25 protein-coding genes and 1 tRNA gene are annotated in these 26882 nt (G+C 67.1%); 16 read left to right on the forward strand and 10 right to left on the reverse strand.

Features of this window, described 5'->3' with window-relative positions:
• Positions 1-48: 48 nt before the first annotated feature.
• Complete coding sequence (locus ACOOGH_RS16245; protein WP_420449904.1) at positions 49-444, reverse strand: HU family DNA-binding protein; 396 nt, start codon at positions 442-444, stop codon at positions 49-51.
• A 492-nt stretch (positions 445-936) separates the two neighbouring features.
• Between ACOOGH_RS16245 and ACOOGH_RS16250 the strand changes: the two genes are divergently transcribed.
• Positions 937-1257, forward strand: coding sequence for a GYD domain-containing protein (locus tag ACOOGH_RS16250; protein WP_420449256.1), 321 nt, complete (start codon positions 937-939; stop codon positions 1255-1257).
• 281 nt (positions 1258-1538) lie between these two features.
• Here ACOOGH_RS16250 and ACOOGH_RS16255 read toward each other — a convergent pair whose 3' ends face one another.
• From ACOOGH_RS16255 to ACOOGH_RS16275, 5 genes are all read right to left on the reverse strand, one after another.
• The gene (locus ACOOGH_RS16255) at positions 1539-2837 is read right to left on the reverse strand and encodes an OFA family MFS transporter (protein WP_420449905.1); all 1299 of its coding nucleotides are present in this window, start codon (positions 2835-2837) and stop codon (positions 1539-1541) included.
• A 1-nt stretch (position 2838) separates the two neighbouring features.
• Entirely contained in the window at positions 2839-3579 is a 741-nt protein-coding gene (locus ACOOGH_RS16260; protein WP_420449906.1) for a hypothetical protein, read from the reverse strand.
• Entirely contained in the window at positions 3576-5021 is a 1446-nt protein-coding gene (locus ACOOGH_RS16265) for an ABC transporter substrate-binding protein (RefSeq protein ID WP_420449907.1), read from the reverse strand. Before ACOOGH_RS16265 ends, ACOOGH_RS16260 begins: the two co-directional genes overlap by 4 nt.
• Positions 5022-5132: 111 nt before the next feature.
• Positions 5133-6188, reverse strand: a complete 1056-nt coding sequence (locus ACOOGH_RS16270; RefSeq protein WP_420449908.1) for a porin — start codon at positions 6186-6188, stop codon at positions 5133-5135.
• Positions 6189-6603: 415 nt separating this feature from the next.
• Positions 6604-7797, reverse strand: a complete 1194-nt coding sequence (locus ACOOGH_RS16275) for a tyrosine-type recombinase/integrase (protein WP_420449909.1) — start codon at positions 7795-7797, stop codon at positions 6604-6606.
• Positions 7798-8286: 489 nt separating this feature from the next.
• Between ACOOGH_RS16275 and fabF the strand changes: the two genes are divergently transcribed.
• The 3 genes from fabF to ACOOGH_RS16290 all read left to right on the forward strand — a co-directional run bounded on the left by fabF (position 8287) and on the right by ACOOGH_RS16290 (position 10307).
• Entirely contained in the window at positions 8287-9552 is a 1266-nt protein-coding gene (gene fabF / locus ACOOGH_RS16280; protein ID WP_420449910.1) for a beta-ketoacyl-ACP synthase II, read from the forward strand.
• An 81-nt stretch (positions 9553-9633) separates the two neighbouring features.
• A complete protein-coding gene (locus ACOOGH_RS16285; RefSeq protein WP_420449911.1) occupies positions 9634-9870 on the forward strand; it encodes a hypothetical protein in 237 nt (78 codons plus the stop codon).
• Positions 9867-10307: a TA system VapC family ribonuclease toxin gene (locus tag ACOOGH_RS16290; RefSeq protein ID WP_420449912.1), complete on the forward strand. Its 441-nt coding sequence runs from the start codon at positions 9867-9869 to the stop codon at positions 10305-10307. The genes ACOOGH_RS16285 and ACOOGH_RS16290 overlap by 4 nt, the downstream gene beginning before the upstream one ends.
• A gap of 50 nt (positions 10308-10357) precedes the next feature.
• Here ACOOGH_RS16290 and ACOOGH_RS16295 read toward each other — a convergent pair whose 3' ends face one another.
• Positions 10358-10555 carry a hypothetical protein gene (locus ACOOGH_RS16295; protein WP_420449913.1) on the reverse strand — a complete coding sequence of 66 codons (198 nt, stop codon included), beginning with the start codon at positions 10553-10555 and terminating at the stop codon, positions 10358-10360.
• A 6-nt stretch (positions 10556-10561) separates the two neighbouring features.
• Positions 10562-10732 (reverse strand): TM2 domain-containing protein, encoded by a 171-nt coding sequence (locus ACOOGH_RS16300; protein ID WP_420449914.1) that lies wholly within the window; start codon positions 10730-10732, stop codon positions 10562-10564.
• Between the two features lie 189 nt (positions 10733-10921).
• On the opposite strand from ACOOGH_RS16300, the gene ACOOGH_RS16305 reads away from it, so the two are divergent.
• The 7 genes from ACOOGH_RS16305 (at position 10922) to ACOOGH_RS16335 (ending at position 20166) form a co-directional block, all read left to right on the forward strand.
• Entirely contained in the window at positions 10922-11047 is a 126-nt protein-coding gene (locus tag ACOOGH_RS16305) for a hypothetical protein (RefSeq protein WP_420449915.1), read from the forward strand.
• A gap of 2 nt (positions 11048-11049) precedes the next feature.
• Positions 11050-11859 (forward strand): pyrroline-5-carboxylate reductase, encoded by an 810-nt coding sequence (gene proC / locus ACOOGH_RS16310; protein WP_420449916.1) that lies wholly within the window; start codon positions 11050-11052, stop codon positions 11857-11859.
• Positions 11852-13054, forward strand: a complete 1203-nt coding sequence (locus tag ACOOGH_RS16315) for a DUF819 domain-containing protein (protein ID WP_420449917.1) — start codon at positions 11852-11854, stop codon at positions 13052-13054. The genes proC and ACOOGH_RS16315 overlap by 8 nt, the downstream gene beginning before the upstream one ends.
• Positions 13055-13068: 14 nt before the next feature.
• A complete protein-coding gene (locus tag ACOOGH_RS16320) occupies positions 13069-14487 on the forward strand; it encodes an amidohydrolase family protein (RefSeq protein ID WP_420449918.1) in 1419 nt (472 codons plus the stop codon).
• Positions 14488-14628: 141 nt separating this feature from the next.
• Complete coding sequence (locus tag ACOOGH_RS16325) at positions 14629-17898, forward strand: WD40/YVTN/BNR-like repeat-containing protein (RefSeq protein WP_420449919.1); 3270 nt, start codon at positions 14629-14631, stop codon at positions 17896-17898.
• A 55-nt stretch (positions 17899-17953) separates the two neighbouring features.
• Entirely contained in the window at positions 17954-19123 is a 1170-nt protein-coding gene (locus ACOOGH_RS16330; protein WP_420449920.1) for a DegT/DnrJ/EryC1/StrS family aminotransferase, read from the forward strand.
• Complete coding sequence (locus tag ACOOGH_RS16335; protein WP_420449921.1) at positions 19120-20166, forward strand: alcohol dehydrogenase; 1047 nt, start codon at positions 19120-19122, stop codon at positions 20164-20166. The genes ACOOGH_RS16330 and ACOOGH_RS16335 overlap by 4 nt, the downstream gene beginning before the upstream one ends.
• 40 nt (positions 20167-20206) lie before the next feature.
• Here the strand turns inward: ACOOGH_RS16335 and ACOOGH_RS16340 are convergent, their stop codons facing one another.
• Positions 20207-20563: a cupin domain-containing protein gene (locus ACOOGH_RS16340; RefSeq protein WP_420449922.1), complete on the reverse strand. Its 357-nt coding sequence runs from the start codon at positions 20561-20563 to the stop codon at positions 20207-20209.
• A 113-nt stretch (positions 20564-20676) separates the two neighbouring features.
• Here ACOOGH_RS16340 and ACOOGH_RS16345 point away from each other — a divergent pair.
• The 5 genes from ACOOGH_RS16345 to ACOOGH_RS16365 all read left to right on the forward strand — a co-directional run bounded on the left by ACOOGH_RS16345 (position 20677) and on the right by ACOOGH_RS16365 (position 25457).
• A tRNA-Gly gene (locus ACOOGH_RS16345) sits at positions 20677-20749 on the forward strand.
• A gap of 164 nt (positions 20750-20913) precedes the next feature.
• A complete protein-coding gene (locus tag ACOOGH_RS16350; RefSeq protein ID WP_420449923.1) occupies positions 20914-21171 on the forward strand; it encodes a helix-turn-helix transcriptional regulator in 258 nt (85 codons plus the stop codon).
• Positions 21168-22433 carry a type II toxin-antitoxin system HipA family toxin gene (locus tag ACOOGH_RS16355; RefSeq protein ID WP_420449924.1) on the forward strand — a complete coding sequence of 422 codons (1266 nt, stop codon included), beginning with the start codon at positions 21168-21170 and terminating at the stop codon, positions 22431-22433. The genes ACOOGH_RS16350 and ACOOGH_RS16355 overlap by 4 nt, the downstream gene beginning before the upstream one ends.
• 109 nt (positions 22434-22542) lie before the next feature.
• Positions 22543-24306, forward strand: coding sequence for a uracil-xanthine permease family protein (locus ACOOGH_RS16360; protein WP_420449925.1), 1764 nt, complete (start codon positions 22543-22545; stop codon positions 24304-24306).
• Between the two features lie 2 nt (positions 24307-24308).
• A complete protein-coding gene (locus ACOOGH_RS16365) occupies positions 24309-25457 on the forward strand; it encodes a hypothetical protein (RefSeq protein ID WP_420449926.1) in 1149 nt (382 codons plus the stop codon).
• A gap of 36 nt (positions 25458-25493) precedes the next feature.
• Here ACOOGH_RS16365 and ACOOGH_RS16370 read toward each other — a convergent pair whose 3' ends face one another.
• A complete protein-coding gene (locus ACOOGH_RS16370; RefSeq protein ID WP_420449927.1) occupies positions 25494-26816 on the reverse strand; it encodes an amidohydrolase family protein in 1323 nt (440 codons plus the stop codon).
• Positions 26817-26882 lie beyond the last annotated feature (66 nt).

The following is a 26882-nucleotide window of genomic DNA, read 5'->3' on the forward strand; positions in this document are numbered from 1 at the left end:
CCCGCCGAGGCTCGCCCGGGCCATCGCCCATGCGCTCGAACTCCGCCGTCAACGCACCAGTCCCGTCAACGACGACGAGCCAGGTGGAGGACCCGACGCTGGGGGTCCAAGGGGGGCGCAGCCAACCCCTTGCCAGTCCGCCGTGTTCAACACGGAGTCGGCTGGCTTGCTTGCTTGCTTGCTTGCTTGACTACCTAACGGTGTTCGAGCCGGCGGGAACGCCGTCCCAAGGCCTACAACGCAGCGGCCTCGAAGGGCTTTGTCAGTTCCGGATGCGCCGCAACGTTGGTCCACTCGAATGCTGAGGCAACTCGAAGGCTCGAATGCCGACTCAACACGCGGCGAGACCTCGACCGGTTCGCCAGTTCTCGGATTGCCGCACGTTCCCCTGCGGTGTCGCACCTTGAAGGTGCCCGAAACCCCAGGTCCCGATGTGGTCGCCACACCAGCGTTTCGCTCACGGCGTCGAGGATATGTGACGCAGCAAGTCTCCAACGAGACTTGGTCGGCCTAACGGGGCCTCGCGCTTGGACCGGCGGGTGACCGCTATCGGCGCGGAAAGAGTGGTTTTGGGGTGATCCACGGCAACCCAGTACCAACTGTCAATGGCGGCCGAAAATGTGACACACCCGGCCGGAGTTGACGAGCCTCGGGGGGTGTATCGGCCCCATCTTGCGGCGTACGCGGTCGCATCTCGGGATTGACGTGAGTCAACGGCAATTCAGAGCGTTTTGAATTGGTCGGCAGGGCGCAAACGCTAACGAAACTTGTCCCTCGTCGCCGGAGGCGATGGCAAGACCGTCTTGACGGCGGGTTCGGTATGGTCGAATCTGGCTTCGGAAGTGAACTGCTCGGGTCTAGCGAGATGCCGACTCGCGATCGTTACGAGAGAGGCTTCTTCACCGTCGACTGTGGGCCAAGGAATTGGAGGGGAACGTGGGAAAGTACATGTTGCGGACAAGCTACACGCCGTCCGGCTTGAAAGGTCTGATTGCCGAGGGAGGCACTGGGAGGCGTGAGGCCTTGCGCCAAACCGTGGAGAGCATCGGTGGCACGCTGGAGGGGTTTTACTACGCTCTCGGCGACGACGACCTCTACTTGATCGCCGACCTTCCGGACGAGACAGCAGCCCTGTCATTATCGCTGAACATCGCGGCAGCCGGGGCCCTTACGGTCGCCGTGACTGTTCTGGTCGACCCGGAGACCGTTGACGAGGCGGTCGCGCGGGGCGTCGCGTATCGCCCACCGGGAGCTTGATGGGCTCATCCCCTCTTCTGGGGGTCTGGGCAGACCATATTTTGACTCAGTGAGGGTCCGGCTTCCGGGGCTGATCCAGGTTCCGGAAATGTGTGGAAAGAGCGTTGTGATCGAAGATTCGGCATCGAGGTTCCGTTGTAGCTGAGATAGGTTTCGCCGCGACCTGTGCGACTTGCATCCGCGACCGGGTTACCGGGTGATGGGTCATTTTGGAGTAGCTCTTGGGTTGCCTTGGTCGGGGCGTAGGCGGCCCTTTTCGCGTTATTTCGCTTCGGTGCCCGTCAGGACCGGTCGGGGACGGGGATGCCGTAGCGCTCCAGGGTCTGCCGCACCGTCGGGCGGCCGAGGCGGACGCGGTCATCGTCGAGCAGGTAGGAGAACAGGTAGCCCGCGCCCAGCATCAGGATCCCGATCAGGAAACAGTACATGACCGCCCGGTCGGGGTAGCTGTCCTTCAGGTATCCGACGTACAGCGGGCCGCAGATGCCGGCTGCCGCCCACGCAGTCAGGATCGCGCCGTAGACCTTCGACATGTTCCTGGGACCGTACACCTCGAGGATGAACGACGGCATGGTCGCGAACCCGCCGCCGAAGCAGAGCAGCACGTAGCACACGAGCGCCGAGAACACCCACGGGTTGGACTCGGTCATCAGGACGCCGAACACGACCATCTGGCTCGCGAGCAGCATCCGGAACACCGCCACGCGCCCCACGCGGTCGGAGAGCCACGCCCACAGGATCCGTCCCAGCCCGTTGCACACGGAACTTGCCGCGATGAGCGTCGCTCCGTACTCCGCAAGCACCGCTGGTTCGACGCTCGGATCGGCCAGCCCCCACACCTCCTGGAGGAGTTCGGACTGGAAGCTGATGACCGAGATGCCCGCGGCGATGTTGAAGAAGAAGACGATCCAGATGATGACGAACTGGCTGGATTTCAGGTACGGGGCCACCTGTGCGGGCTGCTTCCACGGCGCGACCTGGGCGGCGGGGGGGTCGTCGATGACCAGGCTGCTCGGGATCAGGATGCAGGCGAAGACGATCCCCAGCCACAGGAAGGTCTGCGCAAGGTCCCCCTCCGTCTGCACGACGAGCAGGGGCGCGAGACCCTTGCTCAGGAGGAGCGCGCCGATGCCGAAGCCCATCACGACGATGCCCGTGACCAGTCCCTTCCGGTCCGGGAACCACTTCGCGGCCGTGGTGACGGGCGTCACGTACCCCAGTCCGATGCCCATCCCGCCGATGAACCCGTAGCCGAGGTAGAAGAGCAGGATCGAATCCAGCCGCAACGCGACGCTCGCCACGACGTAGCCACCGGCGAACAGGGTGCTTCCGATGAGGGCGAGACGCCGGGGCCCCACCTTGGGCAGCAGCTGGCCGGCCCAGGCCGCGGCCGTTCCGAGGGAGAAGATCGCGATGCAGAAGGCCAGCGATCCCTCGGTGAACGTCCAGCCGGCCTGCCGGACAAGAATCGTCTGAAAGAAACTCCAGGCGTACACCGTGCCGAAGCAGACCTGCAGGACGGTGCAGAAGAAGGCGATCGCGACTCGGGGCGCCTTCCAGCCCTCTGTGGATGAGGCCACGTCAGTCCGCTCCCGGCGCCGTCTCGCCCTTCACGGCGTGCAGCATGAGGCGGGCCATCTCCCCGATCTCGTCATCGCGCGCCAGCACCTTCGCATCGGTCGCCGCGGCTTCGTCGCGGCGCGCCAGCGTCACCACGTAGGAGAGCAGATCCTCCAGCGGCGTGACGGCGAGCCTCACGAACCAGATCGAGCCCAGGATGCCGACGATGAGAATGATGCAGATGAGGTATATCTGCTGCCCGGTGGCCCGCTGGATCTTCAGCCGCACGAGGTCCAGGTCCATCCCCACATGCACCGTGCCGGCCTGGCCAGCCAGGATCGGGCTCCCGACCTCGACGAAATCGCCCATCCCCGGCAGGCTGCGCTCGATCGGCTCGGTGGCGTGCGGGTCGCCCTCGCGGATCACGTCCGGGACGCCCGGCACGAACGTGTGGGTCAGGATCTCGCCGGTGTCGCTCGTGATGTAGATGTACCGGATGCTCTGGATCTCGACGAACTGGTCGATGAGCGACTGCAGCGTCGCGAGGTTGCGGTTGAGGAGGATGTCGACGCTGGAGTCGGCGATGTTCTTGGCGATGTTCGCGCTGTTGCTCTCGTACTCCTCCGACAGCTGGCTGGAGACCGTGCGGATCGAAAGGGCGGAGGTGGAGAAGACGATCGCCCCGAAGAGGACGAAAATGCCGAAGCGCGTCCTCCGAAAGAGCTTCTTGATCCGGATCTCGTTTGATTCCGGCTGGTTCACGAGGCCCCGTCGCTCGTCGCGTTCAGGCCGAACTTGGCTTCCCAGTCGTTGAGGGTGACGAAGCGGCCGTCCTCCACGACGGTGTGGTAGACGCTCTGGAGGCCCTGTCGTCGATCGGGCCCGAACGAGACCATTTCGCCGATCCCCAGATCATAGTTCCGCACCGAGAACACCGCGTCGTTCAGCTTGCCGCGCTCCGGTGTGCCGTCAATCCGACGCAGGATTTCCGTCAGCAGCTTCGCATCCAGGTATCCCTCGAGGCTCGTGAAGCTGTACGGGAACGGGTCGTACGGTTCCACCACCAGCTCTTCCGGCACCTGTGGATCGTAGCGGTCCATCAGGTCCCGGTACTCGGGCACGGACGGAATCGTCGTGTCCTCGTAACTGGGCACGACCTGCGAGTTCACGAGCCACGGCGTGTAATGGGCCGGGTCGTCGCGGCTGGCCTCCACGAGAAGGGAGAGCAGGTTCTCGCTCCCCACGAAGGAGAGGTTCGCGATGGGCACGTGCAGACCCAGATCCATCGCGTCGCGGGCGAAGGCGGCGCAGGCGGCGTACGCGCCCACGCAGATGACCGCATCGGGCTCGGCCTCCTGCAGGATCTCGACCTGCGGCCGCATGATGCTCGTGAACTGCGTGCCTCGCCTGTAGGTGGCCTCGCCTGCAATCGTCTCCCCGTGCCGTGCCAGCGCCGCCCTCACGCCGGCCCAGCCGCTGCGCCCGTAGGCGTCGGCCTGGTAAAAGACGGCGATGCGCCGCCGCCCGATGCGGACGAAGTTGTCGACGAGACCGGCCGTCTCCTGGCCATAGGAGGCGCGCAGGTTGAACGCGAACTCCCCGTACGGCGCTTCCCGCTGCGGCTGGGCGCCCGTGAACGGAAAGAAGATGTACATCTGCTGGTCCTGGAACTTCTTCAGCAGCGGCAGGACGCGGGTGACGGTCGGCGTGCCGACGTAGCCGAACAGCAGAAAGACTTCGTCCTCCAGCATCAGCTTGAGCGTGTTCTCCACGCACGGATCGGGCTGATAACCGTCGTCGTAGAGCTTGAGGGTGATTCGCCGCCCGTTGACGCCGCCCTGTTCGTTCACTTGGCCGAAGCAGGCCATGGCGCCGCGGTAGAGTTCGGTGCCCAGTCCTCGCGAGGGCCCGGAGAAGGCCGCGGACACGCCAAGGAGGATCTCGTCGTCAGGCTGCGCGCGGCTCCTTCCGCTCCAGCGCAGGCCGGGAGCGAGCGGTCGGGAGGGGGCGCCGAGAGAGGCGTTGAGCGATGCCGCGAAGGGCGCGCCGAGCAGACCGGCGAGACCGGCGCGGATCGCGGAGCGGCGCGTCAGGAGCCCGCCGGACGGAGGGCCCTCAGAGTCCGGGGATCGAGAAGAAGACCGCACACCACGAACTCCCCCGGTTAGGTCGATTTGATTGAGGCTGTCGCTTACGCCCGACATGCCTAGACCTCCGTTTCGATCATCGACCGATCCGACCAATAGTCGAAGTCTATCACAAGCAGACATAGATTCAAAGCACGGCGGCACCGGTCTGCCGAACTTGACCGGCGATCAGAAGAAGGCGAACGCTTGGACTTTCAGGGACCAGTCGGAATGATCGCCGGACGTGTAGAAATCCACGTTGGTGGAGATCCCGTTCCGGCCCACGAAGTAGACCATCACGCCCGGGGTCACGACCGTACCCGTGACCTTGTCGGGATCTTCGGCACCCGAGTCGACCCAGCTAACCCGGACCATCGGCTCGACCGCCGCGAAGTGTGACTCGGGCGCCAAGGGGAAATACCAGAAAGCCATGAGCTGAAGGGCCGAGAACTTCGCGTCGTCGTCCAGCTTCCAATTGCGGCCCTGCAGGGCGTTGACCATGAGATGGGGACCGTCGAGCCAGGTCCCGATCTCCACCTCGGCCCCGTAGGCCGGCACGCCCATCGTCTCGCCATGCGAATCCAGCGTCTCGTCCAGGGCCAAGTAGGCCGACACTCGGCTGCCGGCGGCCGGGAACACCGAGAAGCGACCGGAGGCGGACTTGCCGCGGTTCACGTCCCTGTAGCCGATTCCCTCACCGTTGGTGAGTGTGAACCGGTATCCGAAACGCTCCCCGAAGCGACCCTGCGCGAGGATGCCCGGCTCGTAGTTGTCCAGCCCCAATGCGCCGGTCAGACGACCAAAGGAGCACACGCTGCCCACACCGGGGCAGTGATCGACGCCGGTGACCCGAGCGTCGCGCTCGATGATCGGGAGCCAAGCGTTCGGCACGAGCCAGAACTCCGAAATCCCCTTCTTGAACTGGCCCAGCTGTACCTGCAGCGCTTCGCTCGCCGTAAGTTCGAGGTAGGCCTCTAGCACCGTCGACCCGTCGATATCGTACTGCGCGCGTGCCGCCACCAGATCGTTCAGCCGCCCGTCCATCGTCACCCACGCACGGCGGATGAAGAACGATGAGGGCGTGTCGTCGACGCTCGATGCCTCGAACTGAGCTTGGATCCTGGCGCCGATGGTGACGCTGGACCCGCCGCGTGCCCCAATTTCCTGTGCGTTCAGGGGCCCGGCGATCACAAGTGCCAGTCCCAAGCCGACTACGGCTGCCACTCCGCTGAAAGGTATGCTCATGTGGATCTGCCCTCTCGAAGAAGGTCCCGGGCGGCCCGGTCACGGTCGAAGATAGCTGCCTCTGGCCAGACCGCCAGCGCCGTTCTCTTGCGCAGTACCAAAGGGGGATCCCGAAGACCGACAGTTTGGAGAGGCGAAGCCCGAACCTCCGAAGCGTGGGGACCACAAGCGCGAGCCGGTGCCTATCGCAGTCAGCTTCCCAGCCACAGAAAGGGTTGGGCCAGATGGGGACCGAATTGTGCTTCCTTATGCTCCATGTCGAGAGCAGGGTCCAACCAGATGTAGACCTCAATCGGGGGACGGAAGAGCCTGCACCTCTGTTCGATTTGAGCGTCGGTCTCGCGACGGGACGCCTTTGATCGTTGCCAAGAACGCTGTTTCGTACCCCCCTTGTCCGTACCTGTCCGGTTTGCGTTCAGGCAGGGTCCGCTCCTGCGGGCCTGGCAAGGTAGCGAGCCCACTGCTCCATCACCTCCCGCCGCCGCGCGAAAAGGGTTCCTCGGGCGTATGCGGCCTCCACCTTGTCACGTACGACGTGGGCCAAGGCCGCCTCGGCAACCTCCCTGGCCACGCCGGTGTCGCCGCACCAGACTCTGAACGACGTGCGGAACCCATGGGGCACGGCGGCAACGCCGTTCTCCCTGAGCAGCTTCGAGAGCGTGCTGGCCGAGAGTGCCCGATTGGTCGGAGAGGGGAAGACCAGTCCATCGCCGCCTGCGTGACGGCGAGCCTCGCAGAGGACCTCGATCGCCCTCGGAGTCAGCGGCACCCTGTGTGTACGCCCGGACTTCATGCGGTCGCCCGGGACCGTCCAAGTCTCCGTCCCGACGTCCATTTCCTGCCACATGGCGTGGCGGACCTCGCCCGACCGCGCCGCCGTCAGAACCAGAAACTCGAAGGCGAGCTTGGTCGCGGGCCATGCCCGCGAAGCGTGGATCGTCTCAAGCGCCGCGCCCACGTCCCCGTGCGGAAGTGCCCGGAAGTGCTGACGGCCCTTCCCGTGGCGCGGGAGGGCCGAAGCGATAGCGTCACCGGCCGGATTGCTCTCCCGGTAGCCCTGAGCCACCGCCCACTTCATGATCGCGCCGATTCGCTGGCGCACTCTCCGCGCGGTCTCCGGCTTGCTCGACCAGATCGGGAGCAGGACCTCCATCACGTCCGCCGTCGTGATCTCGTCGATCCCCTTCCCGCCCAGCCGCGGCATCGCGTAGTCGCGAAGACTCGCCCGCCACTGACCCTCGCTTCTCCCGCCGGGACGCCAAGACGCACGGTGGATGGCGATCACCGTCTCGGCTGCTTCCTTGAACTTCGGCGAGGCCTCTCTGGCCAGCCTCGGATCTTCGCCGGAGCGGGCCGACTTGCGGTACTCGAAAGCCTTCTGGCGGGCCTCGGCGAGCGTCACATAAGGGTATCCGCCCAAGCCCATATCCACCCGCTTTCCGCCAACGGTGCCGCGCCAGATCCATTGCTTGCTCCCGGAGGGAAGCACCCGTAGGATGAGGCCGTGCTGGTCCCCGTATTTGTCTGGACCGGTCTTGCCGCTGTGACCGACGTTGCGGACGAACAGGCCGGTGAGTCCGGTCGCTGGTTTCGGTGTCTTCGAGGTCATTGCTCTTGGTTACCGTCTCATCTGTTGTCCCACGGTACGTCCCACATCGTGTTCAAGAATACCCGGAACATCACGGGACGTCAAGGGACGGCATGGCGGGTGTAACATTCTTGGGGAAAGGGATTTAGGACACGTTACGGGATCAGCATGGACTGCACGGGAATGGCGGGGAGGCGGACACCCCCTCCGCTAAGAAGTAGGGCGCAAGCCCACGTGGGTTCGAACCGAGCGACCGAAGGGAGCGAGCTCGGCGAGCGTAGCGACCCAACCGAGCGCCCAACGGGAGCGAGCTCGACGAATCTGCGAAGCAGGTGAGTCAATCCCACCCCCTCCGCACCCCACTCCCCTGCGGGGGGCCATGTCAGGCTTTCCCCCTCACAGTATTATCTCCCCCCAACGCGGTGCGGGGCGGTACGAGGTCGATCCCACGCTTGTTCAACGGGGTCCTTCCGTCTCGAAGCCAAACCAGGGTGGCTGGAGACGATCAGCTTGATCCACACGGAGGCGAAGAGGCGTGTCGCGATCACGGGCGTCGGGATGGTCACGCCTATCGGTCTCGACACGGACACCACCTGGGATGCGCTTCTCCATGGCCGGAGCGGCGCGGGCCCGATCACGCAGTTCGACGCGTCCGATCAGGCCGTTCGCTTCGCCTGTGAGGTGAAGGGTTTCGATCCCCTTCAGTACCTGGACAGGAAGGGCGCGCGCCGCGCCGACCGCTTCCTGCAGTTCGCCATTGGCGCGGCGACGCAGGCCATGGAACAGGCGGGGTTCGGCGACGGGCTTGCCCACCTGCCACCCGATCGGACGGGGGTCGTCGTCGGCGTTGCGGTCGGCGGGCTCCCGTTGCTGGAGGCACAACACAGGAAGCTCTTGTCGAAGGGACCGCGATTCGTCTCCCCTCTTCTAATCCCGATGTTCATCCCGGACATGACCGTTGGACTCCTGTCCATCGTGTACGGGGCCCGCGGCCCGAACTACGCGACCGTGTCGGCCTGCGCTTCGAGCGGCCACTCGCTCGGACTCGCCTTTCGCTCGATCAGGAGGGGAGAGACGGATGTGATGATCGCCGGGGGCACGGAGTCCGCCATCACCCCGCTCGCGGTCGCCGGCTTCGCGTCCATGGGGTCGATGTCGACGCGTAACGACGATCCGGCGGGAGCCTGCCGCCCGTTCGATGCCGGCCGCGACGGTTTCGTGCTGGGCGAGGGCGCGGGGATGCTGATCCTCGAGGAAATGGAACATGCGCAGGCGCGTGGTGCGGAGATCCTGGGGGAGATCGCCGGCTTCGGGCAGAGCGCGGACGCGTATCACATGACGGCCCCCGCTCCGGACGGGGTCGGCGCCCGTCTGGCCATGCTACAGGCGATCGAAGATGCCGGGCTCACGGCGGCCGACATCGGCTACATCAACGCGAACGGGACCGCGACGCCGGTCGGCGACGCGGCCGAAACGACGGCGATCAAGGAAGTACTGGGCGATCACGCGCGATCGGTCGTGGTGAGCTCTACGAAGTCGATGACGGGCCACCCGCTCGGAGCGGCCGGGGCGATCGAAGCCGTAATCTCCATGCTCGTCTGCAAGCACGCCGTGATTCCTCCGACGATCAATTTCGAGGAGGCGGATCCCGAGTGCGATCTCGACTACGCACACGGCGGTCTCATCGAACGTCCCGTCCCGGCGGCCCTGTCGAACTCCTTCGCCTTCGGCGGGCACAACGCCTGTCTCGCCATCCGCCGCTGGGACGGCGCATAGCGTCGGTTCGATTGCCATATATATGGCGTCGATCATATGGTTCTACCATATCACGCGTTCACAGTCCCGGTTGAGAGTCCGATGAAGACCACGCTTAACCTGAACGATGAAATCCTGGGGAGAGCAAGAACGAGGGCGGCACACGAGGGCATCTCTTTGACCCGGTTCGTCGAGGATGCGTTGCGCACGAAGCTGATGGACGACAGCCGGAAGGATCCGGCCTTCAAGCTCGAACTCAAGACTGTGCGGGGGGACGCTCCGCCCAAGGTGGACATCTCCGATCGCGAGGCGCTCTACGACGTTCTGGATCGCGCTTGATCGCCGTCGACACCAATGTTCTGATCTATGCGCATCGAGTTGAGACCGAGCTTCACGCCGTAGCCGCCCGGGAGTTGATCGCGCTCGCCGAGGGCGCAGCTCACTGGGGCCTGCCCATCTTCTGCGCGGTGGAATTCCTGCGGGTCGTCACCCACAGGCGGGTCTTCAGCCCGCCGTCAACGTTGGAGCAGGCCGCGGATTTCCTCGACGGCGTCGTCGCTTCGCCGAGCTGCCGCGTCGTCCTGCCCGGCGCCGGCTTCCTCGGTCTGCTGGCTGCCACGGCCCGCGGGGCCGACGCACGGGGAAACCTGTTGTTCGACGCGCAGATCGCCGCGTTGTGCCGGGAGCACGGGATCTCCGCGATTCTCACCAACGACCGTGACTTCGAACGTTTCGACGGCCTCGAGGCGCGCTACCTCAAGCGCTTGGCGCCCTGACGAACCGTATCCCGGGAGGTTGCACGATCGCCGACGAATGGCGTGTGCGGCTACGCGCCGAAGATGCGCCGATGGAGCCGGAGGTTGTGCTCTGCGATGAGCTTCGGGACTTGTATGGCGTTCACCATGAGCCAGACGAAGCTGCCGATGCCCCAGACGATCGCGACCGAGTAGAAGGTCCACGCCCGACGCACGAAGTCGTCAAAGCCGCCCGAGACATCTCCCATTTCGGCTGACGCGAAACCCACGAAGAGCTACAGCATGCCGGCTACCATGGCGACGGTAAAGACAAGTTGGGCCACCGCCTGTTCGCGTCGTCCCAGGTAGAAGTTGTGCGCCCCCAGCACTCCGAACACGACCAGCAGAATGTAGGCGACGATGGGCGACTGTTTGTGCGCCTCGTACTGAACGACTCGTTCGTCCATCTTCCAACCTCCTGTGGCGATGAGAATTACGAACCAACTTCCCGGCATGCCGTGGGCTCGGCAACGGCCAGGCCACCAGCGGAACGCCTTGCGGGTTCAACGGGCCTCGGGCGACAATTCGCCTCGCGCCGAACGCCCGGCCCGACTGATGCCGCGCGACGTATCCCGGTACCCCTGAAGAGGTCAGACATGCGTTACTCGAAGCTCCCGGCAGCCGACACGCACCTCGGGCAGCGGGGGATCACCTACCCGACGCTGCGTCCCTCCGGCGACGGAGAAGAGGGGACGGACTGCGCGCGTCGGGACCCGCGCTGACGATGGCGAACAGCGTCGCCATCCTCGGCGCGGGGAATATCGGGCGCGCCATCGCCGAGGGGCTTGTGGCCGCGGGCTCGCACGCTCCATCGGAGGTCCACGTCACGCGCCGGCGCACGGAGCGGGTCGCGGATCTCGCGGAACGGGGGTTCCGTGTGTCGTCCGACAACCCGGCGGCCGTCGCGGCATGCGACACCGTGATCGTCGCGGTCCAGCCGCAGGCCCTCGACGCGGTGCTGGCGGAGATCGCTCCGCATGTGGACGCCGCCCGGCATCTGCTCGTGTCCGTCGTCTCGGGGGCGGCGATCGCGGCGCTGCGCGGGCATGTGGGCCCCGACGTCGCAATCGTTCGCGCCATGCCCAACACGGCGGTCGCGCTGCGCGAGTCGATGACGTGTCTGGCAGCCGAGCCCGCCCACGCCGGGGCCCTCGACCGGGTGGCGAGTCTGTTCCGGGCCGTCGGGGCCACGCTCGTCGTGGAGGAAGAGCACATGGTCCCTGCCACCGCGCTCTGCGCCTGTGGCGTGGCGTTCTTCCTGCGGGCGGTGCGCGCCGCCTGCCAGGGCGGCATCGAGATCGGCTTCCATCCCGAGGAGGCGCTGCAGATGGCGGCCCAGACCGCGCTCGGAGCCGCGGCCCTCGTACGGGATCAGGGCCGTCACCCCGAACGCGAGATCGACAGCGTGACGACGCCGCGCGGCTGCACGATCGCCGGCCTCAACGAGATGGAGCACCGCGGCTTTTCCTCCGCCTTCATCAAGGGGATCACGACGTCCGCCGTGAAGGCGGAGTCGCTCTACGCCGGTGACTGAGCAGACGCTCTATATCGTCGCCGTCCTGTGCCTCGTCATCGCGGGCACGGAATGGCTCGTGCGCCGCAGCTTCCTGCGGCACGGGGGCACCGCGCTGATGGTCATCATCTTCACCGCGCTGATCGCGAACTTCGGCCTCCTCCCGACCTCGTCGACGGAGGCGGACCCGGTCCCGGCGTACGACGCGATCTTCGGCAGCGTCGCCCCGCTCGCGATCGTGTGGCTCCTCCTCAAGGTCAACTTGCGCGACATTCTTCGCGCCGGACTGCCGATCATCACGCTCTTTCTCATCGGGTCGCTGGGGACCGTGGTCGGCGTGATCGCGGGCATGGCCCTCGTGGACGGACCGGAACGGATCGGCCCCCTGTTCGGTCCGCTGGGAGGGATGTTCACGGGCACCTACACGGGCGGCAGTGTGAACTTCAACGCGGTCGCGCTTCGTTACGACGTGATGCGCGAGGGCGTGCTGTTCGGCGGGGCGTCGGCCGTGGACTCTATCATGACCACGGTTTGGATGGCCGCCACGATCGCGATTCCCCGCTGGCTGCGGCCGCACTGGCCGAAGTCGGGCCGGAGCTGGGGCGGGTTGGCCGCCGCCGCGCCGGATTCCGCCGACCGGGCTCCCGATCTCGGAATCATGGAGGACACCGAGCGCGTGCACCCGGTCGACCTGGCTCTCGTCCTCGCAATCGGCTTCGGGACGCTGTGGGTCTCGCAGCGGCTGGAGGCGTGGACGGCGACGCTCGGGTTCCCGATCCCGGACATCCTGATCCTCACCGTAATCGCGCTCATCCTCGCCCAGTTCCGGGCCATCACGGATCTCGCCGGGAGCCGGACGCTGGGTCTCTTCTCCGTCTACCTCTTCCTGTGCGTCATCGGGGCGCACTGCGACGTCCGGGCGCTGGCCGACATCGGCCCGCTGGGCCTCGCGCTCCTGGTCTTCACCCTCACGATCGTCGTCGTGCACGGGGCCATCACGTTCGGCGCCGCCCGACTCCTCAAGCTCGACGTGGACATCGCTGCAGTGGCCTCCCAGGCCAACGTGGGCGGCGGGACCTCCGCCCTCGCGTTGGCGCGAAGCCTGGGCCGCGGCGATCTGGTGCTCCCGGCTGTCCTGATCGGGTCGCTGGGGAACGCCGTCGGTACCTTCCTGGGGCTGACTGTGGCTCGTGTACTCCCCGCGTTGCTCGGATGAAACGGATCCTCGCCATGAGAGTCGGAACCCTGATCGCCGTCGCCGCGGCCCTCACCTCGAGCCTCTCCGGGGCGAGAGCCCAGAGCTACGACCTCGTCCTCGCGGGCGGGCGCGTGATGGACCCCGAGTCCGGGCTCGACGCGGTGCGCCACGTCGGGCTCCGCGACGGGACGATCGCGGTGATCTCCGAATCTCGGCTGGAGGGCGAGACGGTGGTCGACGTGTCGGGCCTCGTCGTGGCACCAGGGTTCATCGACCTCCACGCGCACGGCCAGGACCTCTTCTCCAGTCAGCTGCAGGCCCAGGACGGAGTCACGACCGCGCTCGAACTGGAAGGCGGTACCGGCGACGTGGAGGAGTGGTACGCGAGCCGGGAAGGGCAGGCCGTCATCCACTACGGGGCCACGGCCTCGCACGGGGCGGCGCGCCGGCTCGCGCTCGGGGGGCGGGAGCAAGCCGTCCGGCTGGCGGCCGATCTCGAGCAGGTTGCGGTGATGGAGAACCGGTTACGGGACGAACTTGGACGCGGGGCGCTCGGGATCGGTTACGGCATCCAGTACACCCCCGGGGCCCGGCGCGAGGAGATCCACCGGATGTTCGAACTCGCGGCGGAGGAGGGCGTGACGAACTTTGTCCACATCCGCTACGCCGGGATGGTCGAGCCGGGAAGCTCGATCGAGGCGGTGCACGAGATGATCGCGAACGCGGCGGCGACCGGGGCTGGCGTCCACATCGTCCACATCGGGTCGAGCGGTCTGGGGCAGGTGCCGACGCTGCTGTCCATGATCGAGGGGGCGCGGGAGCGCGGGCTCGACGTGACAACGGAAGTCTACCCCTACACGGCCGCCTCGACCGACATCCGGGCCGCGATTTTCGACGCCGGCTGGCGCGAGCGCTTCGGCTCGGACTACGGCGACATCGAGTGGGATGCGACCGGTGAGCGCCTCACGGAGGAAACCTTCAACGAACGCCGCCAGACCGGCGGCCGCATCATCGCCCACATCATCCCGCAGGAGATGTTCGAATTCGCCGTTGCCCATCCGATCGTGATGGTGGCGAGCGACGGCGTCCCGTTCGTGGACGGCCAGGGACATCCGCGCGGCGCAGGGACCTTCGCCCGCGTGCTCGGGCGCTACGTGCGCGAGGAGGGACTCCTCACCCTGATGGACGCGATCCGGAAGATGACGCTGATGCCCGCGCAGCGGCTCGAGAGCTACGTCCCGCAGATGGCGGCGAAGGGTCGCATCCGGGTGGGAGCGGACGCCGATCTCACGATCTTCGATCCGCAGACCGTGATCGACCACGCGACCTTCGAGGCGCCGACGCAGCCGTCCGGCGGGATCGAGCACGTCATCGTCGGCGGCACCTTCGTCGTCCGCGACAGGGAACTCGTCGAGGGCGTCTTCCCCGGCCGAGCCATCCGCCGCGACTAGCCGTTACGGCGGGCCAGGCGCTTCTGTCGGCGCCGCCGCGGGGCGGCTTATTCTTCGCGACCCCGCGCGTGACGGGGAGTCCGTACGGAATATGAGACACGTCGGCTTCGAGGCCGACATCCCGGTTCGGAGGCCGTTCCCATGCGTTCGATCAAAGCGATAATTCCCTTCCCACACTTTCCGCGAGGCGCGTGGCAGCTGCTTCCGGCGCTGGTCCTTGCGGTCCCGGCAGGGGAGATGCGTGCGGCCCCGCTTCAGGAAGACGCGGGCGCCGAGGCACAGGACGAGACATCGCTCTACCAGTCGATGCGGTGGCGCAACGTGGGTCCGTTTCGCGGCGGTCGGGCGGTCGCCGCGGCGGGGGTCCCCGATGACAGGCTCACCTACTACATGGGCACGGCGGGCGGCGGTGTGTGGAAGACCTCCGATGCAGGTATCAGCTGGCGTCCCATCACCGACGGTTTCGTGGCCACCTCCTCCGTCGGGGCCGTGGCCGTCTCCGAGTCGGACCCGAACGTCGTGTACGTCGGGATGGGCGAGCACTCGATCCGCGGCGTGACGACCTCGCATGGCGACGGCGTCTACCGCTCGACGGATGCGGGCCGCACATGGAAGCACATGGGTCTCGCCCCCACCCGCACGATCTCCCGCATCCGGGTGCATCCCGAGAATCCGGATCTCGTCTACGTCGCCGCTCAGGGATCGCCCTTCGCGCCGACGCCGGAGCGGGGCATCTACCGCTCGGCGGACGGAGGAGAGAACTGGGAACTCGTCCTCCATGTGGACGAGAACACCGGGGCCTCGGACCTTGCGATGGACCGCACGAACCCGCGCATCCTCTACGCCTCCATGTGGGACCACGACCGCGATCCGTGGTACATCCGCAGCGGCGGTCCCGGCTCCGGATTCTGGAAGTCGACGGACGGCGGAGACACGTGGGAGGAGATCAACGCGGGTCTCCCCGAGATGATGGGGAAGACGGCGATCGATGTGTCCCCCGCGGATCCGGATCGTGTGTGGGCGCTGATCGAGGCGGATGAGGATGTCGACGGCGTATACCGCTCCGATGACGGAGGGAAGACGTGGGCCCTGGTGAGTTCCGAGCGCCAGCTGCGGGGCCGGGCCTGGTACTACATCGAGATCTATGCCGATCCGCTGGACCGGGAGACCGTCTATGTCATGAACTCGCCCTTCCTCAAGTCGATCGACGGGGGGCGCACGTGGGAGACGATCCAGACGCCGCATGTCGATCATCACGACCTGTGGATCAACCCGTTCGACGGCCAGGTCATGCTCTCCGCCAACGACGGGGGAGGGACGGTCACCTTCAACGGAGGTGAGACCTGGTCGACGCAGGAGAACCAGTCCACGGCGCAGATCTACCGCATCGCGGTGGACAACCAGTTTCCGTACCGGATGTACGGCGGGCAGCAGGACAACACGAGCGTGGGCATTCTGGGGTGGGCGACGCACTCCGGCGGGTTGGGCTGGAAGGACTGGTTCGATGCGGGAGGCGGGGAATCGGCCTGGGTGGCGTTCGATCCGGACAACCCTCGCTACCTGTACGCGACTTCGATCCAGGGGATGATCTCGGAGCTGGACACGGAACTCGGCTCCTCGCGCAGCGTGCAGGCCTACCCGCAGTTCCAGCTCGGCATGGATGCCGAGGACATGCGCTACCGCTGGAACTGGAACGGGCCGGTCGTGGTGTCGCCGCACGATCCGACGGTGATCTACCACGGGGCGCAGCATCTGCTGCGGTCGAGCGACCGCGGGGTGACGTGGGAGGAGATCTCCCCCGATCTCACGCGGAACGAGCCCGAGAAGCACGTCGCGGCGGGCGGGCCGTTCACGAACGAGGCGGCGGGGGGCGAAGTCTACAACACGATCGTCGCGATGGCCGAGTCGCCGCTCGAGGCCGGGACGATATGGGTGGGAGCGGACGACGGCCTCGTCCATATCACGCGTGACGACGGGGAGACGTGGACCGACGTCACGCCGGAGGGAATGCCCGAGGGGATGGTGAACTCGGTGGATCCGTCGGCGCACGAGCCGGGCGGCGCGTACATCACGCTCGCCCGCTACAAGTTCAACGACTTCGCACCGTACATCTACAGGACGGCGGACTACGGACGGAGCTGGCAGCGCATCGACGGGGGCATCGCGTCTGACCAGCCGGAAGCGTGGGCGCGCGTCGTGCGCGAAGACCCCGAGCGGCGCGGACTGCTTTTCGCCGGGACGGAACTCGGGATGTACGTGAGCTTCGATGACGGCGGCTCGTGGCGCAGCCTGGATCTCAACCTGCCCCTCACGCAGATCACCGACCTTCAGGTGCAGGCGGGGGATCTGGCCGTGGCGACGCAGGGGAGAGGCTTCTGGGTGCTCGACGATCTCTCGCCGCTGCGGCAGCAGGCGGACGCCGAAGCCGCCGGCGGGCACCACCTCTACACGCCGTCCACCGGGTACCGCGTGAGCCAGGGTCTCGGAGGTCCGGTCGGTCCGACGACTACGGGGCAGAACAAGCCACCGGGCGTCGCGATCGACTACGTCGTGGGTGCCGCGCCGGAGGGGACGGAAGCCGAGGAAGGGTCGGACTCGGGAGTGGCCTCCGAGGGCATCCGGCTGGTGCTGGAGATTCTCGATGCGGAGGGCGCGGTGATCCGAACCCTCACGACGGATACGGCCATGACCGCCACGGGCGTCCGGTACGCCCGGGCCCCCGCCGCGCCGGGTCACAACCGGGTGTTCTGGGATCTGCGCGTGGAGAGCGGGCCGAGAGTCACGGAGTCGTACGCGTTCTTCGGGGACGCGCAGGGCTATCGCGTGATGCCGGGGACGTACGGCGCCCGCCTGACGGTGGGAGACGCCCCGCCGCAGACCCGGTCGTTCGAGGTCCGCGGGGATCCGCGGATCCCGGCTTCGCAGACGGATTTCGCGGCGAACGGGCGCTTCCTCGAGTCGGTATTCGGGGCGGTTGTGAACCTGCACATCGGGTTGAACGACATCCGGGACGTGCGCGCGCAGGTGAACGCGGTAGTCGGGCAGGCGGCGGAGGCCGGCCTCTCGGGCGCCGAGGCGCTCGAGGCGGCGGGGATGACGCTCGCGGATTCGATCACCGTGCTGGAGGACAGGTTGTTCCAGAAGCGGCGGGCGGCGCAGCAGGACATGGTCGCCTACGAGGCGCTGCTGAACATGCAGCTGACCTCGCTCATGGGAGAAGTGGATGGCTCGGACCTGCCTCCTCGCGCCGGCGTGCTGGAGAGGTGGGGCGACCTCGAGGCCGAGTGGATCGTGGAAGAGGCCGCGCTCTCGCGCGTGCTCGGCGAGATGCTCGATGCGTTCAACCAGCTCGCGCGGGACTCGGGCGTCCCGGCGGTCATCACCCGGGGCCGGCCGCGGGCCGTTTCGTAGTCGGCGCATCACGGACTGCGCCGCGAGCCGTGCCGCGAATCGTGTCGGGCAGCGCATGAGCGCCCGACTGGCGATCGACGGCGGCACCCCGGTCCGCACGGCGCCCTGGCCATCGTGGCCACGCTCCGGGGCGGCGGAGCGGCGTGCCCTGGCCGAGGTGCTCGAGTCCGGCCGCTGGGGGCTGGGCGGCCGGGTCGTCCCGGAGCTCGAGGCCCGCTTCGCCGCGCTGCACGGGGCCCAGCACGCCGTGGCCTGCTGCAACGGCACGATGGCGCTTCAGGCCGCCCTCGTCGCTGCCGGGGTGCAGCCCGGCGACGAAGTCGTCACGAGCCCGTACAGCTTCGTGGCGACGGCCCACGCCGCCCGGTCGCTGGGCGCCGTTGCCGTGTTCGTCGACGTGGAGCCGGGCACGCACAACCTGGATCCGACGCTGATCGAGGACGCGGTCACGGAGCGCACGACGGCGATCCTGCCAGTTCATATCGGCGGACGCCCGGCCGACATGGATCGCGTGAACGACATCGCCGCCCGCCACGGCCTCCAGGTCGTCGAAGATGCCGCGCAGGCGGGGCTCGCGAGCTGGCGGGGCCGCGCGGTCGGCACGCTGGGCGATGCGGGTGCTTTCAGCTTTCAGTCGAGCAAGAACCTCTCCGCCGGCGAGGGCGGAGTGGTCCTCACCGATGACGAGGAGTTCTTCCGCCGTGCATGGTCCTGGCATGATTGCGGCCGCGACCCGGCGGGCTCCCCGCACGAGCACGCCGCGACAGGCCTCAACCTTCGCATGACCGAGTTCCAGGCGGCGCTGCTCCTGTGCGGTCTGGACCGCCTGCCTGCCGAGCAGGCCATCCGCCGGCAGGCCATGGACGCGCTTGCGGCGGGTCTGGCGGAAATCGGGGGCGTGAAGACGCCGGACCGTGACGAGCGCATCACGGCCCACGGCTGTCACATCTTCATGATCCGGCTCGATGAGTCGGGGCTCACGGCGGATCCGTGCGACGGCCGCGACAAACGCCGGGTCATCGAGGCGCTCCGCGCCGAGGGGATCCCCGCGCATCCGGGCTACACCACGCCGCTCGAACGGGGGCTTCCCGTATGCGAGCGGCTCTGCCGCACCACAATCTGGATCAAGCACGAGGTCCTGCTGGCGGGGGCCGCTCAGATGCAGGACGTCGTGGACGCCTTCGCGAAAGTTCTGGGGCGCAACGGCAACAGGGAGAGGCGATGAAGAGCTACCAGTTCCGCGAATACGGCGAGGCGCTCGGATTGGCCGAACGGCCGACGCCCGAACCGGCGGGCACCGAGGTGCTCGTCCGCATCCGTGCGTGCGGCGTCTGCCACAGCGACCTGCACCTGTGGCAGGGCTACTTCGAGATGGGCGGCGGCCGGAAGCTCGACGTCCGGGCGGTGCGCGAACTGCCCTTCACGCTGGGCCACGAGATCGTCGGCGAGGTCACCGCGGCCGGACCGGATGCGGAGGGTGTCGAGATCGGCGACGCCCGGGTCGTCTTCCCGTGGATCGGGTGCGGCGGCTGCGATTTCTGCGACAGCGCCCGTGAGCATCTCTGCAACCGCCCCCACGCCCTCGGCACGCACCTCGACGGCGGCTTCGCGGACCACGTTATCGTCCCGCACCCGCGCTACCTGTTCGATTTCGGGGACGTTCCGCCGGAGTTGGCCTGCACGTACGCGTGCTCGGGGCTCACCGCCTACAGCGCCCTCCGAAAGGCGGAACGGTGGCTGGAAGACCAACTCGTCATCATCGGCGCCGGCGGGGTCGGTTTCGCCGGCATCCAGATCGCGAAGGCCCTGTTCGAGGCCGAACTCATCGTCGTCGAGGTCGATGACGCGAAGCTCGAAGCGGCCCGGCGGGCGGAGGCCGCGCACGTCGTGGACGCCCGCGAGGACGACGCGGCCCGGCAACTGAAGCGACTCACGAGAGGCGGCTGCGCGGCCGTGGTCGATTTCGCCGGCTCCTCGGCGTCCGCCGCCCTCGGCTTCCGGAGCGTCGCCAAGAGCGGCGGCCTCGTAGTGGTGGGCCTCCTGGGCGGCTCTCTCCCGGTGCCGCTGCCCCTGCTCGTCCTCAAGGACCAAGCCGTGGAGGGGTCCGATCTCGGAAGTCTCGCCGAGATGGCGGAACTGATGGCGTTGGTCCGCGCCGGGAAGGTGGATCCGATTCCCTACGCGACGCGGCCCATGTCGGAGGCGGAGGCGAGTCTCCGGGATCTGGAGGCGGGGAATGTCGTCGGAAGGATCGTCCTCACCACCTAGGCGAGGGCTGCGTGGGAGCGGCGGCTGCGGCGGCGCCTCCTCAGCAGTCGACGATCTCGATCCTGTCGGGTTGGTTCGGCACCGCGCACAGAAACTCGAACGGCTCGTCCCCCACGGCGTCGTAGGAGTGCGGCGTACCCGCCGGGATGTAGACGACATCCCCGGCCTTCACGTCGTGCATTTCGTCCCCGATCGAAACCCGGGCCTGTCCCCGGAGCACGTACTGCTCGTGTTCGACCGCGTTCGTGTGCCGGGGCATCCCGCCGCCCGGCTGCATGACGAAGCGCCTGAGCGCGAAGTTCGGTCCCTGATCAGGCCCGATGAGAACCTGCGTCTCCGTGCCTGACCCGGCAGCGACAGGCGTCAGCCCGAACTCCGATACGTGTCGAACGCTCACTGCTTGGCCTCCTGGACTCCTCGTCACACCTGATCGCACGTTGCTGCGCAACCCGGCGGGTGCGGCGAGAAACTTGCCCGTCGATGGGCCCCGTCGCCAGATTCGACGGCCTCGCGGGCGTAGCTCAGTTGGCAGAGCGTCAGCCTTCCAAGCTGAAGGTCGCCGGTTCGACCCCGGTCGCCCGCTTTTGAACGGAATCTCTCGACGTGACACTCTCCCTCTTCCGTCCCCGTTCCCGAGCGGGAAATCTTGCGCTACGTTCGCCCCGAATATCTGACCGTATTCCCGAGCGGGAAAAATAATGTTGACAGGGGATGTGAAGACAACCGATATTCCCGATCGGGAATATCATGAAAAAACGAACCGTCACACCTGCTGATATCGGCGCAATCGTCCGTACCACGCGCAAGAACGCGGGGCTGCGTCAGCATGAGCTTGCGGGCACAGCGGGGGTGGGGCTGCGCTTCATCGTAGATCTTGAAGCCGGGAAGCCGACCGCGCAGATCGGAAAGGTCCTCCAGGTTCTGGCGGCGCTCGGCTGTTCGGTCGACGTCGTTCCCCCAACCGAGACTGACGCGACCGTACCCGCCGACGCTCTCGATACATGAACCGCGTTCTCGACACTTGGTGGGATGGACGGCTTGTCGGCCGATTGACGCAGCCCCGGCCCGCCGCCCTGGAGTTCGCGTACACGGACGACTGGCTGCGGGACGACCGGGCCCCGGCGCTGTCCGCGTCGCTGCCCAAGCGTGCAGAGCGATATTCCCGCCGCGAATGCCGCCCCTTCTTCGCCGGCCTCCTGCCGGAGGAAAGCCAGCGGGACCGGGTGGCAAGGTCGCTGGGCGTCTCCCCCCTGAACGACTTCGCCCTTCTCGATCGTCTCGGCGGTGACGTTGCCGGAGCGCTCCAACTGTTACCGCTCGGAGAACTGCCAGCGGGGCCAGACTCGAGCTATTCGCCCCAACCCCTTGACGACGCGGCATTGGTCGACGTGCTCGACAAGCTGCCATGGCGGCCCCTGCTCGTCGGCGAGGAAGGTCTGCGTCTATCGCTGGCCGGGGCCCAGTCGAAACTGCCCGTCGTCACGGTCGACGATCAGATCGCCCTTCCGGCGCCGGGGCAGCCCACGACCCACATCCTGAAGCCGGCGATCTCCGACTTCCCCGACACGACGGAGAACGAAGCCTTCGCGATGCGGCTCGCGCGAGCCGCCGGCCTGACCGTCGCATCCGTAGAGCCTCGACGAGCAGGGGACCGAACGTTCCTACTGGTCGGGCGATATGATCGATCGACCGACCCTGGTCGTGTGCGCCGTGTCCATCAGGAAGATTTCTGCCAAGCCTTGGCGGTCGCACCCGAGATCAAGTACGCGAGCGAGGGAGGTCCGACGCTGGAAGACGGCTTCGCGCTTCTCCGTCGTGTCGCGGCTCGTCCGGCTGTCGAGATTCTCAAGCTCCTCGACGCTGTGATTTTCAACCTGATCGTCGGCAACGCCGACGCACACGGGAAGAACTTCTCACTCCTGTATGACGCGGCCGGACCTCGTCTCGCGCCGCTCTACGACCTCGTGATGACAACCGCCTACCCGGAGCTGTCACCCGCCCTCGCCATGCCCATCGGAGGGTGCACCGCACTCGCCAGGATGGACTCCCGCCGTTGGGCGGCCTTCGCGGAAGGAGCGACGCTGGGGCTCCCCCTGATCCGCCGAAGAGTTGAGGAAATCGCGGAATCCGTGACCCGCCAAGCACGCGAAGTAGCCAATACGCTGATGATGCCGGGACTGGATGGGGAAGTGCTCCGTGGTCTTGCCCGGACAGCTGCCGCCCGGGCCGACCAAGCTGCCACATCAATAGGAGACCGAAGAGAGTGACAGTGGCTGCCTCGCGCATCCCCCGGGCATCTTGCGGGCGAGTGATGCCGGCCTGAGCTTCGACGGCGTGCGTTCGGAAACACCGATCCCTCAACGACGGACGTGACCGATGGCATCAGGAGCGACGGAGCCTCAGCACGCGATCCAGTACGAGCCGGACGAGACCCCGCCATACAAGATTGCGATCGGCCTCGCGCTCCAGTACGTCGTCCTTACGATCGCCGGCATCGTCATCACCGTGGCCATCGTCGTGCGGGCGGCGGGCGGCAGCGAATCGTACCTGGCGTGGGGGAGCTTCGCGGTCCTGGTCGTGAGCGGCCTGACGACCGCCGTACAGGCCAGACGCCTCGGTCGCATAGGTGCGGGTTACATCCTCCTCATGGGGACATCGGGGGCCTTCATCGCGGTATCGGTGACGGCGCTCGTGCAGGGAGGTCCCGGGCTGCTCGCGACGCTGGTCATCGCATCTTCCCTCTTCCAGTTCGGCCTCTCCTGGAAGCTGGCGCTTCTGCGGCGGATCATCACTCCGGTCGTGGCGGGAACCGTGATCATGCTGATCGCGGTGACGATCATGCCCCTCCTGTTCGAGCTTCTGCGCCAGGTTCCGGAGGGCTCGTCGTCAGCCGCGGCGCCAATGACAGCGCTCGCCACAGTGCTCGTCACCCTCCTCATCGTACTGCGCGCCAGCGGCGTGTTGCGGCTCTGGGGACCGGTGATCGGCATAGTCGTCGGGTGCGCGGTCGCGGTCTCATTCGGCATCTACGACTTCGGTCGCGTCGCCGAGGCGCGGTGGTTCGGTCTGCCTGCGGGGGGCTGGCCCGGTTTCGACTTCAGCTTCGGCCCCGCCTTCTGGACCCTCCTGCCGACCTTCGTTTTCGTGACCCTGATCGGGGCGGTCGAGACGGTAGGCGATGGCGTCGCCATCCAGCGCGTGTCATGGCGGAAGAAGCGCGCCACGGACTTCGGAGCCGTGCAGGGCGCGGTCGCCGCCGATGGGCTGGGCAACCTCCTCTCCGGGCTCCTCGGCACCGTCCCGAACACCACGTACTCCTCAAGCATCTCGCTCGTCGAGATCACGGGGGTAGCGGCTCGCCGGGTCGGCATCTGCATCGGGGTCACCTTCTGCCTGCTGGCCTTCCTGCCGAAGGTTGCCGCGGTCGTACTCGCCGTCCCGGACCCGGTGATCGCGGCCTACGCGATCGTTCTCATCTCGATCCTGTTTGTCATCGGAATGCGGGTCGTGATCCAGGATGGCATCGACTATCGCACGGCAACCATCGTCGGCGTCTCCTTCTGGGCCGGCGTCGGGTTCCAGGAGGGCGTTTTCTTCACCGAATCTCTGGGGCCCCAGCTGGCGCCGCTGTTGGAGAACGGAATGACGGCGGGAGGCCTCGTCGCGATTCTTCTCACGTTGGTTCTGGAACTCCTCGGCTCTCGGCCCATGCGGGTCGACACGACGCTGAACGTCGAAGCGCTGCCCGCCATCCGGAACTTCCTGGACAAGTTCTCGATCCGCCGGAAATGGCAGATGGAGATGAGCGATCGGTTGCTTCAGGCTGCCGAGGAGACGCTCCTCATCCTGCTCGAACAGACGGGGGGCGTGGAGGATGCCGAAGAGGGTGCTCGTGACCGGCGGCTGCGCCTCGTCGCCCGGAAGTGGGGAACGGGCGCCGAACTCGAGTTCATCGCCGCCGGCGGGGAAGGCAATATCGAGGACCAGATCGCGGTGCTGGCCAGCCATGGCACGGAGGAGCCGCAGGAACACGAACTTTCGCTCCGCATCCTCCGGCACCTCGCGACCTCGGTCCGGCACCAGAAGTACCACGGGGCCGACATCGTGACGGTGAACATCGAGGGCCCGCGGGGAGGCTAGCTGTGGCGGGCATCCCGAGCGCCTCGCGAGTGGGGCTTGCTGTGTTGGCGCTGCTCTCGCTGAACGCGTGTGAGGTGCGCGACGCGGAGGCCGACTCACCCCTCGACTGGACCTTTACGCCGACGCTGCGCCTGGGCTCCACCTCGGGCCCGGACGCGCTTTACGGCGTGGACGACCATTCGATCACGCTGGGTCCGGAGGGCACCTTCGTTGTGCTTGACAAGGGGAACTATCGCGTCCTCACGTTCGATCCCCGGGGGACCCTGGTGGGTGAATTCGGTTCACAGGGAGACGGCCCCGCGGCGTTCGGCTATCCGGTCGCGATCCTCGGTCCCCGGAATGACACGATTCGTGTGCTCGACGGTCCATCGTCCAGCTACAAGGTCTTTGACTCCGGCGGCGAATTCCTCGGGCAGGAGTCTGTCGACAGGATCTTCGAGTTGAGGAATCAGCAGAGACTGGTCGAGGGAGGGACGGTCATCATGCGAGGGGTGGGCTATCGTTCGGTCGGATCCCCTGTCCGCGATCGGCTTTTGCTGGTCCGCGGTCCGGCGGACACGCTGGCCCTCGCGACCCTCGAGAAGCGGGCCAGGGCCGATTTCAGCGTGCCCGAGTGTCGGGTACTGTCGATGCCGATGTCGCCACTGTTTGATCCAACCGTCGTTTGGGATGCGAGGGGGGAGGTGGTGGCGGTGAACGATCAACCCGAGTACGTGATTCAGATCTACGAGGGAGAAACGAGCAGCCGAAGCCTGGAGCGACCGATCGCTCCAGCCGCCGTCAGCAGAGAAGATGCGCGGGGGAGGATCTCCGGGGGCAGGGTCTTGGTTGTCGCCGGGCAGCGCTGCCGGATCGATCCCGAGGAGGAGTTGGAAACGCGAGGGTTCGAAGAGCGGCGACAGGTCGTTTCGGCCATCCGGGTCGACGGCGACGGGTGGGTCTGGGTCCGCCGGCACGCGGCTCCGCTATCCGGGCCGGATCGCCTCGTCACGGACGTCTTCGACCCCGAAGGCGCCTATCGGGGCACCTTACCCGAGGGGTCCCCGTGGCCGGCGACTTTCACGGCGGACGGTCGGGTCATCGCGCTGGAGACCGACGAGCTGGAGATCCAGAGTTTCGTCGTGTACTCCGTCGGGCGAGACGGAGGCTAGAGTGGTCCGCCGCCGGCCGCAGCGAGTCGGATCAGGTCAGGGAACGAGTCCCTCGGCCGTCGCCAGCAGGCGGTCGCGATCGAGGAGTTGCCCACCGAGGATCACGGCGTGGACGCGGCGGGCATTGGCGATGTCCTCGAGCGGACTGGCATCGAAGAGGACGATGTCGGCCAGCTTTCCGTGCGCCAGCGTGCCCCTGTCGGGCAGGCGCAGCGCTTCGGCGCCCATCCGGGTCGCGGCGATCAAAGTCTCTGCCGCCGTCATCCCGGCCTCCACATGGGTTTCCATCTCGCGCTGATAGGCGAGCCCCGGGGGCGCGTTGGCCACCAGGCCGTGCGAACCCATCGTGACGGGTCCGCCGGCCTTCGCGTAGCGCACCGTGAACGCGGCCATGTTCCGCATCGCAGCCCACTGCACCTCGCGGCCCTCCTCGTCGAACGCGGGCTCGAACACGGCCAGCGTGCCGTCGAGGTTCACGTTGCGCTCCAACATGAGCTCGATGAGCGCGTCGGCGCGCGGGCCGGCGGGATCCAGCGCTGCCCAAAGCGCCATACCGCCCTCGCCGCGGTGGATGCTCTCACGTAGCACCGCCTGCCGGAACTCCTCCGCCTGTTTCGGCGGGACGAGCGACCGCCCGACCGAGCGCGTGTGCTCGATGCCGTCGAGCCCGAGCCGGATTGCGGCGACGGGGTCGACGATCTCGAGGTGACCATGGACCGGCACGTTGCGGCGGTCCGCCTCCTCGATGATCGCCGCGACCTGGGACACCGAAAGCCGGAAGTACACCTTCAGCGATGTCGCGCCGGCGTCCATGAGTTCGTTGGCGGCGAGCCGCGCGTCCATGTCATCGAGAAGGACCCGGGAGATGGTGGGATAGGCCGTGTCCCTCCCGTCCAGAATCGGGCCGGAATAGAGGAGTCTCGGCGTCGGATACCCCTGGCCGCGCACGTCCGCCAGCCATGTCTCGTTATCCGAGATCCACTGTCCCATCTCCCGCTGCGTCGTGACTCCGTTGGCCAGGAAGAGGAGTGGGAGCTCGGGATTCGCGTCGGTCCCCGTCCCGTCGATGGACGCGTGAGGGCCGGGAGAGTAGTGGAAGTGGAGGTCGATGAACCCCGGCGTGAGGAACTTCCCCGAGGCGTCGAGGCGCTCGGCCCCCGCCGGGATCTCCACCTGTCCCGCGGGCCCGATGCGCTCGATCCGGTCGCCGCGGACGAGGACCGTTGCGTTCTCGTGGAGGGCTCCCGTGCCGTCGAACACGGTCCCACCCTCGATCGCCAGCCAGCGATCCTGGGCCTGAAGTGAAGCGACTCCCGCCAACATCCCGCAGAGAACGAACGAAGCTTGGATTGCGCGCATGACGACGCTCCCTCGATCAAGTCCGGTGCCTGTGCACCCGCGTTCCAACGCCCCGGGGCGACCGAC

Source organism: Candidatus Palauibacter sp. (assembly GCF_965213655.1).
Taxonomy (GTDB): Bacteria; Gemmatimonadota; Gemmatimonadetes; order Palauibacterales; family Palauibacteraceae; genus Palauibacter.

Bases quoted from the DNA above. Each gene is read 5' to 3' on its own strand.
- ACOOGH_RS16265 (WP_420449907.1), bottom strand. From the start codon at position 5,021: ATGTCGGGCGTAAGCGACAGCCTCAATCAAATCGACCTAACCGGGGGA.
- ACOOGH_RS16270 (WP_420449908.1), bottom strand. From the start codon at position 6,188: ATGAGCATACCTTTCAGCGGAGTGGCAGCCGTAGTCGGCTTGGGACTG.
- ACOOGH_RS16275 (WP_420449909.1), bottom strand. From the start codon at position 7,797: ATGACCTCGAAGACACCGAAACCAGCGACCGGACTCACCGGCCTGTTC.
- ACOOGH_RS16285 (WP_420449911.1), top strand. From the start codon at position 9,634: ATGAAGACCACGCTTAACCTGAACGATGAAATCCTGGGGAGAGCAAGA.
- ACOOGH_RS16300 (WP_420449914.1), bottom strand. From the start codon at position 10,732: ATGGACGAACGAGTCGTTCAGTACGAGGCGCACAAACAGTCGCCCATC.
- ACOOGH_RS16305 (WP_420449915.1), top strand. From the start codon at position 10,922: ATGCGTTACTCGAAGCTCCCGGCAGCCGACACGCACCTCGGGCAGCGG.
- proC (WP_420449916.1), top strand. From the start codon at position 11,050: ATGGCGAACAGCGTCGCCATCCTCGGCGCGGGGAATATCGGGCGCGCC.
- ACOOGH_RS16320 (WP_420449918.1), top strand. From the start codon at position 13,069: ATGAGAGTCGGAACCCTGATCGCCGTCGCCGCGGCCCTCACCTCGAGC.
- ACOOGH_RS16325 (WP_420449919.1), top strand. From the start codon at position 14,629: ATGCGTTCGATCAAAGCGATAATTCCCTTCCCACACTTTCCGCGAGGC.
- ACOOGH_RS16330 (WP_420449920.1), top strand. From the start codon at position 17,954: ATGAGCGCCCGACTGGCGATCGACGGCGGCACCCCGGTCCGCACGGCG.
- ACOOGH_RS16335 (WP_420449921.1), top strand. From the start codon at position 19,120: ATGAAGAGCTACCAGTTCCGCGAATACGGCGAGGCGCTCGGATTGGCC.
- ACOOGH_RS16350 (WP_420449923.1), top strand. From the start codon at position 20,914: ATGAAAAAACGAACCGTCACACCTGCTGATATCGGCGCAATCGTCCGT.
- ACOOGH_RS16355 (WP_420449924.1), top strand. From the start codon at position 21,168: ATGAACCGCGTTCTCGACACTTGGTGGGATGGACGGCTTGTCGGCCGA.
- ACOOGH_RS16360 (WP_420449925.1), top strand. From the start codon at position 22,543: ATGGCATCAGGAGCGACGGAGCCTCAGCACGCGATCCAGTACGAGCCG.
- ACOOGH_RS16370 (WP_420449927.1), bottom strand. From the start codon at position 26,816: ATGCGCGCAATCCAAGCTTCGTTCGTTCTCTGCGGGATGTTGGCGGGA.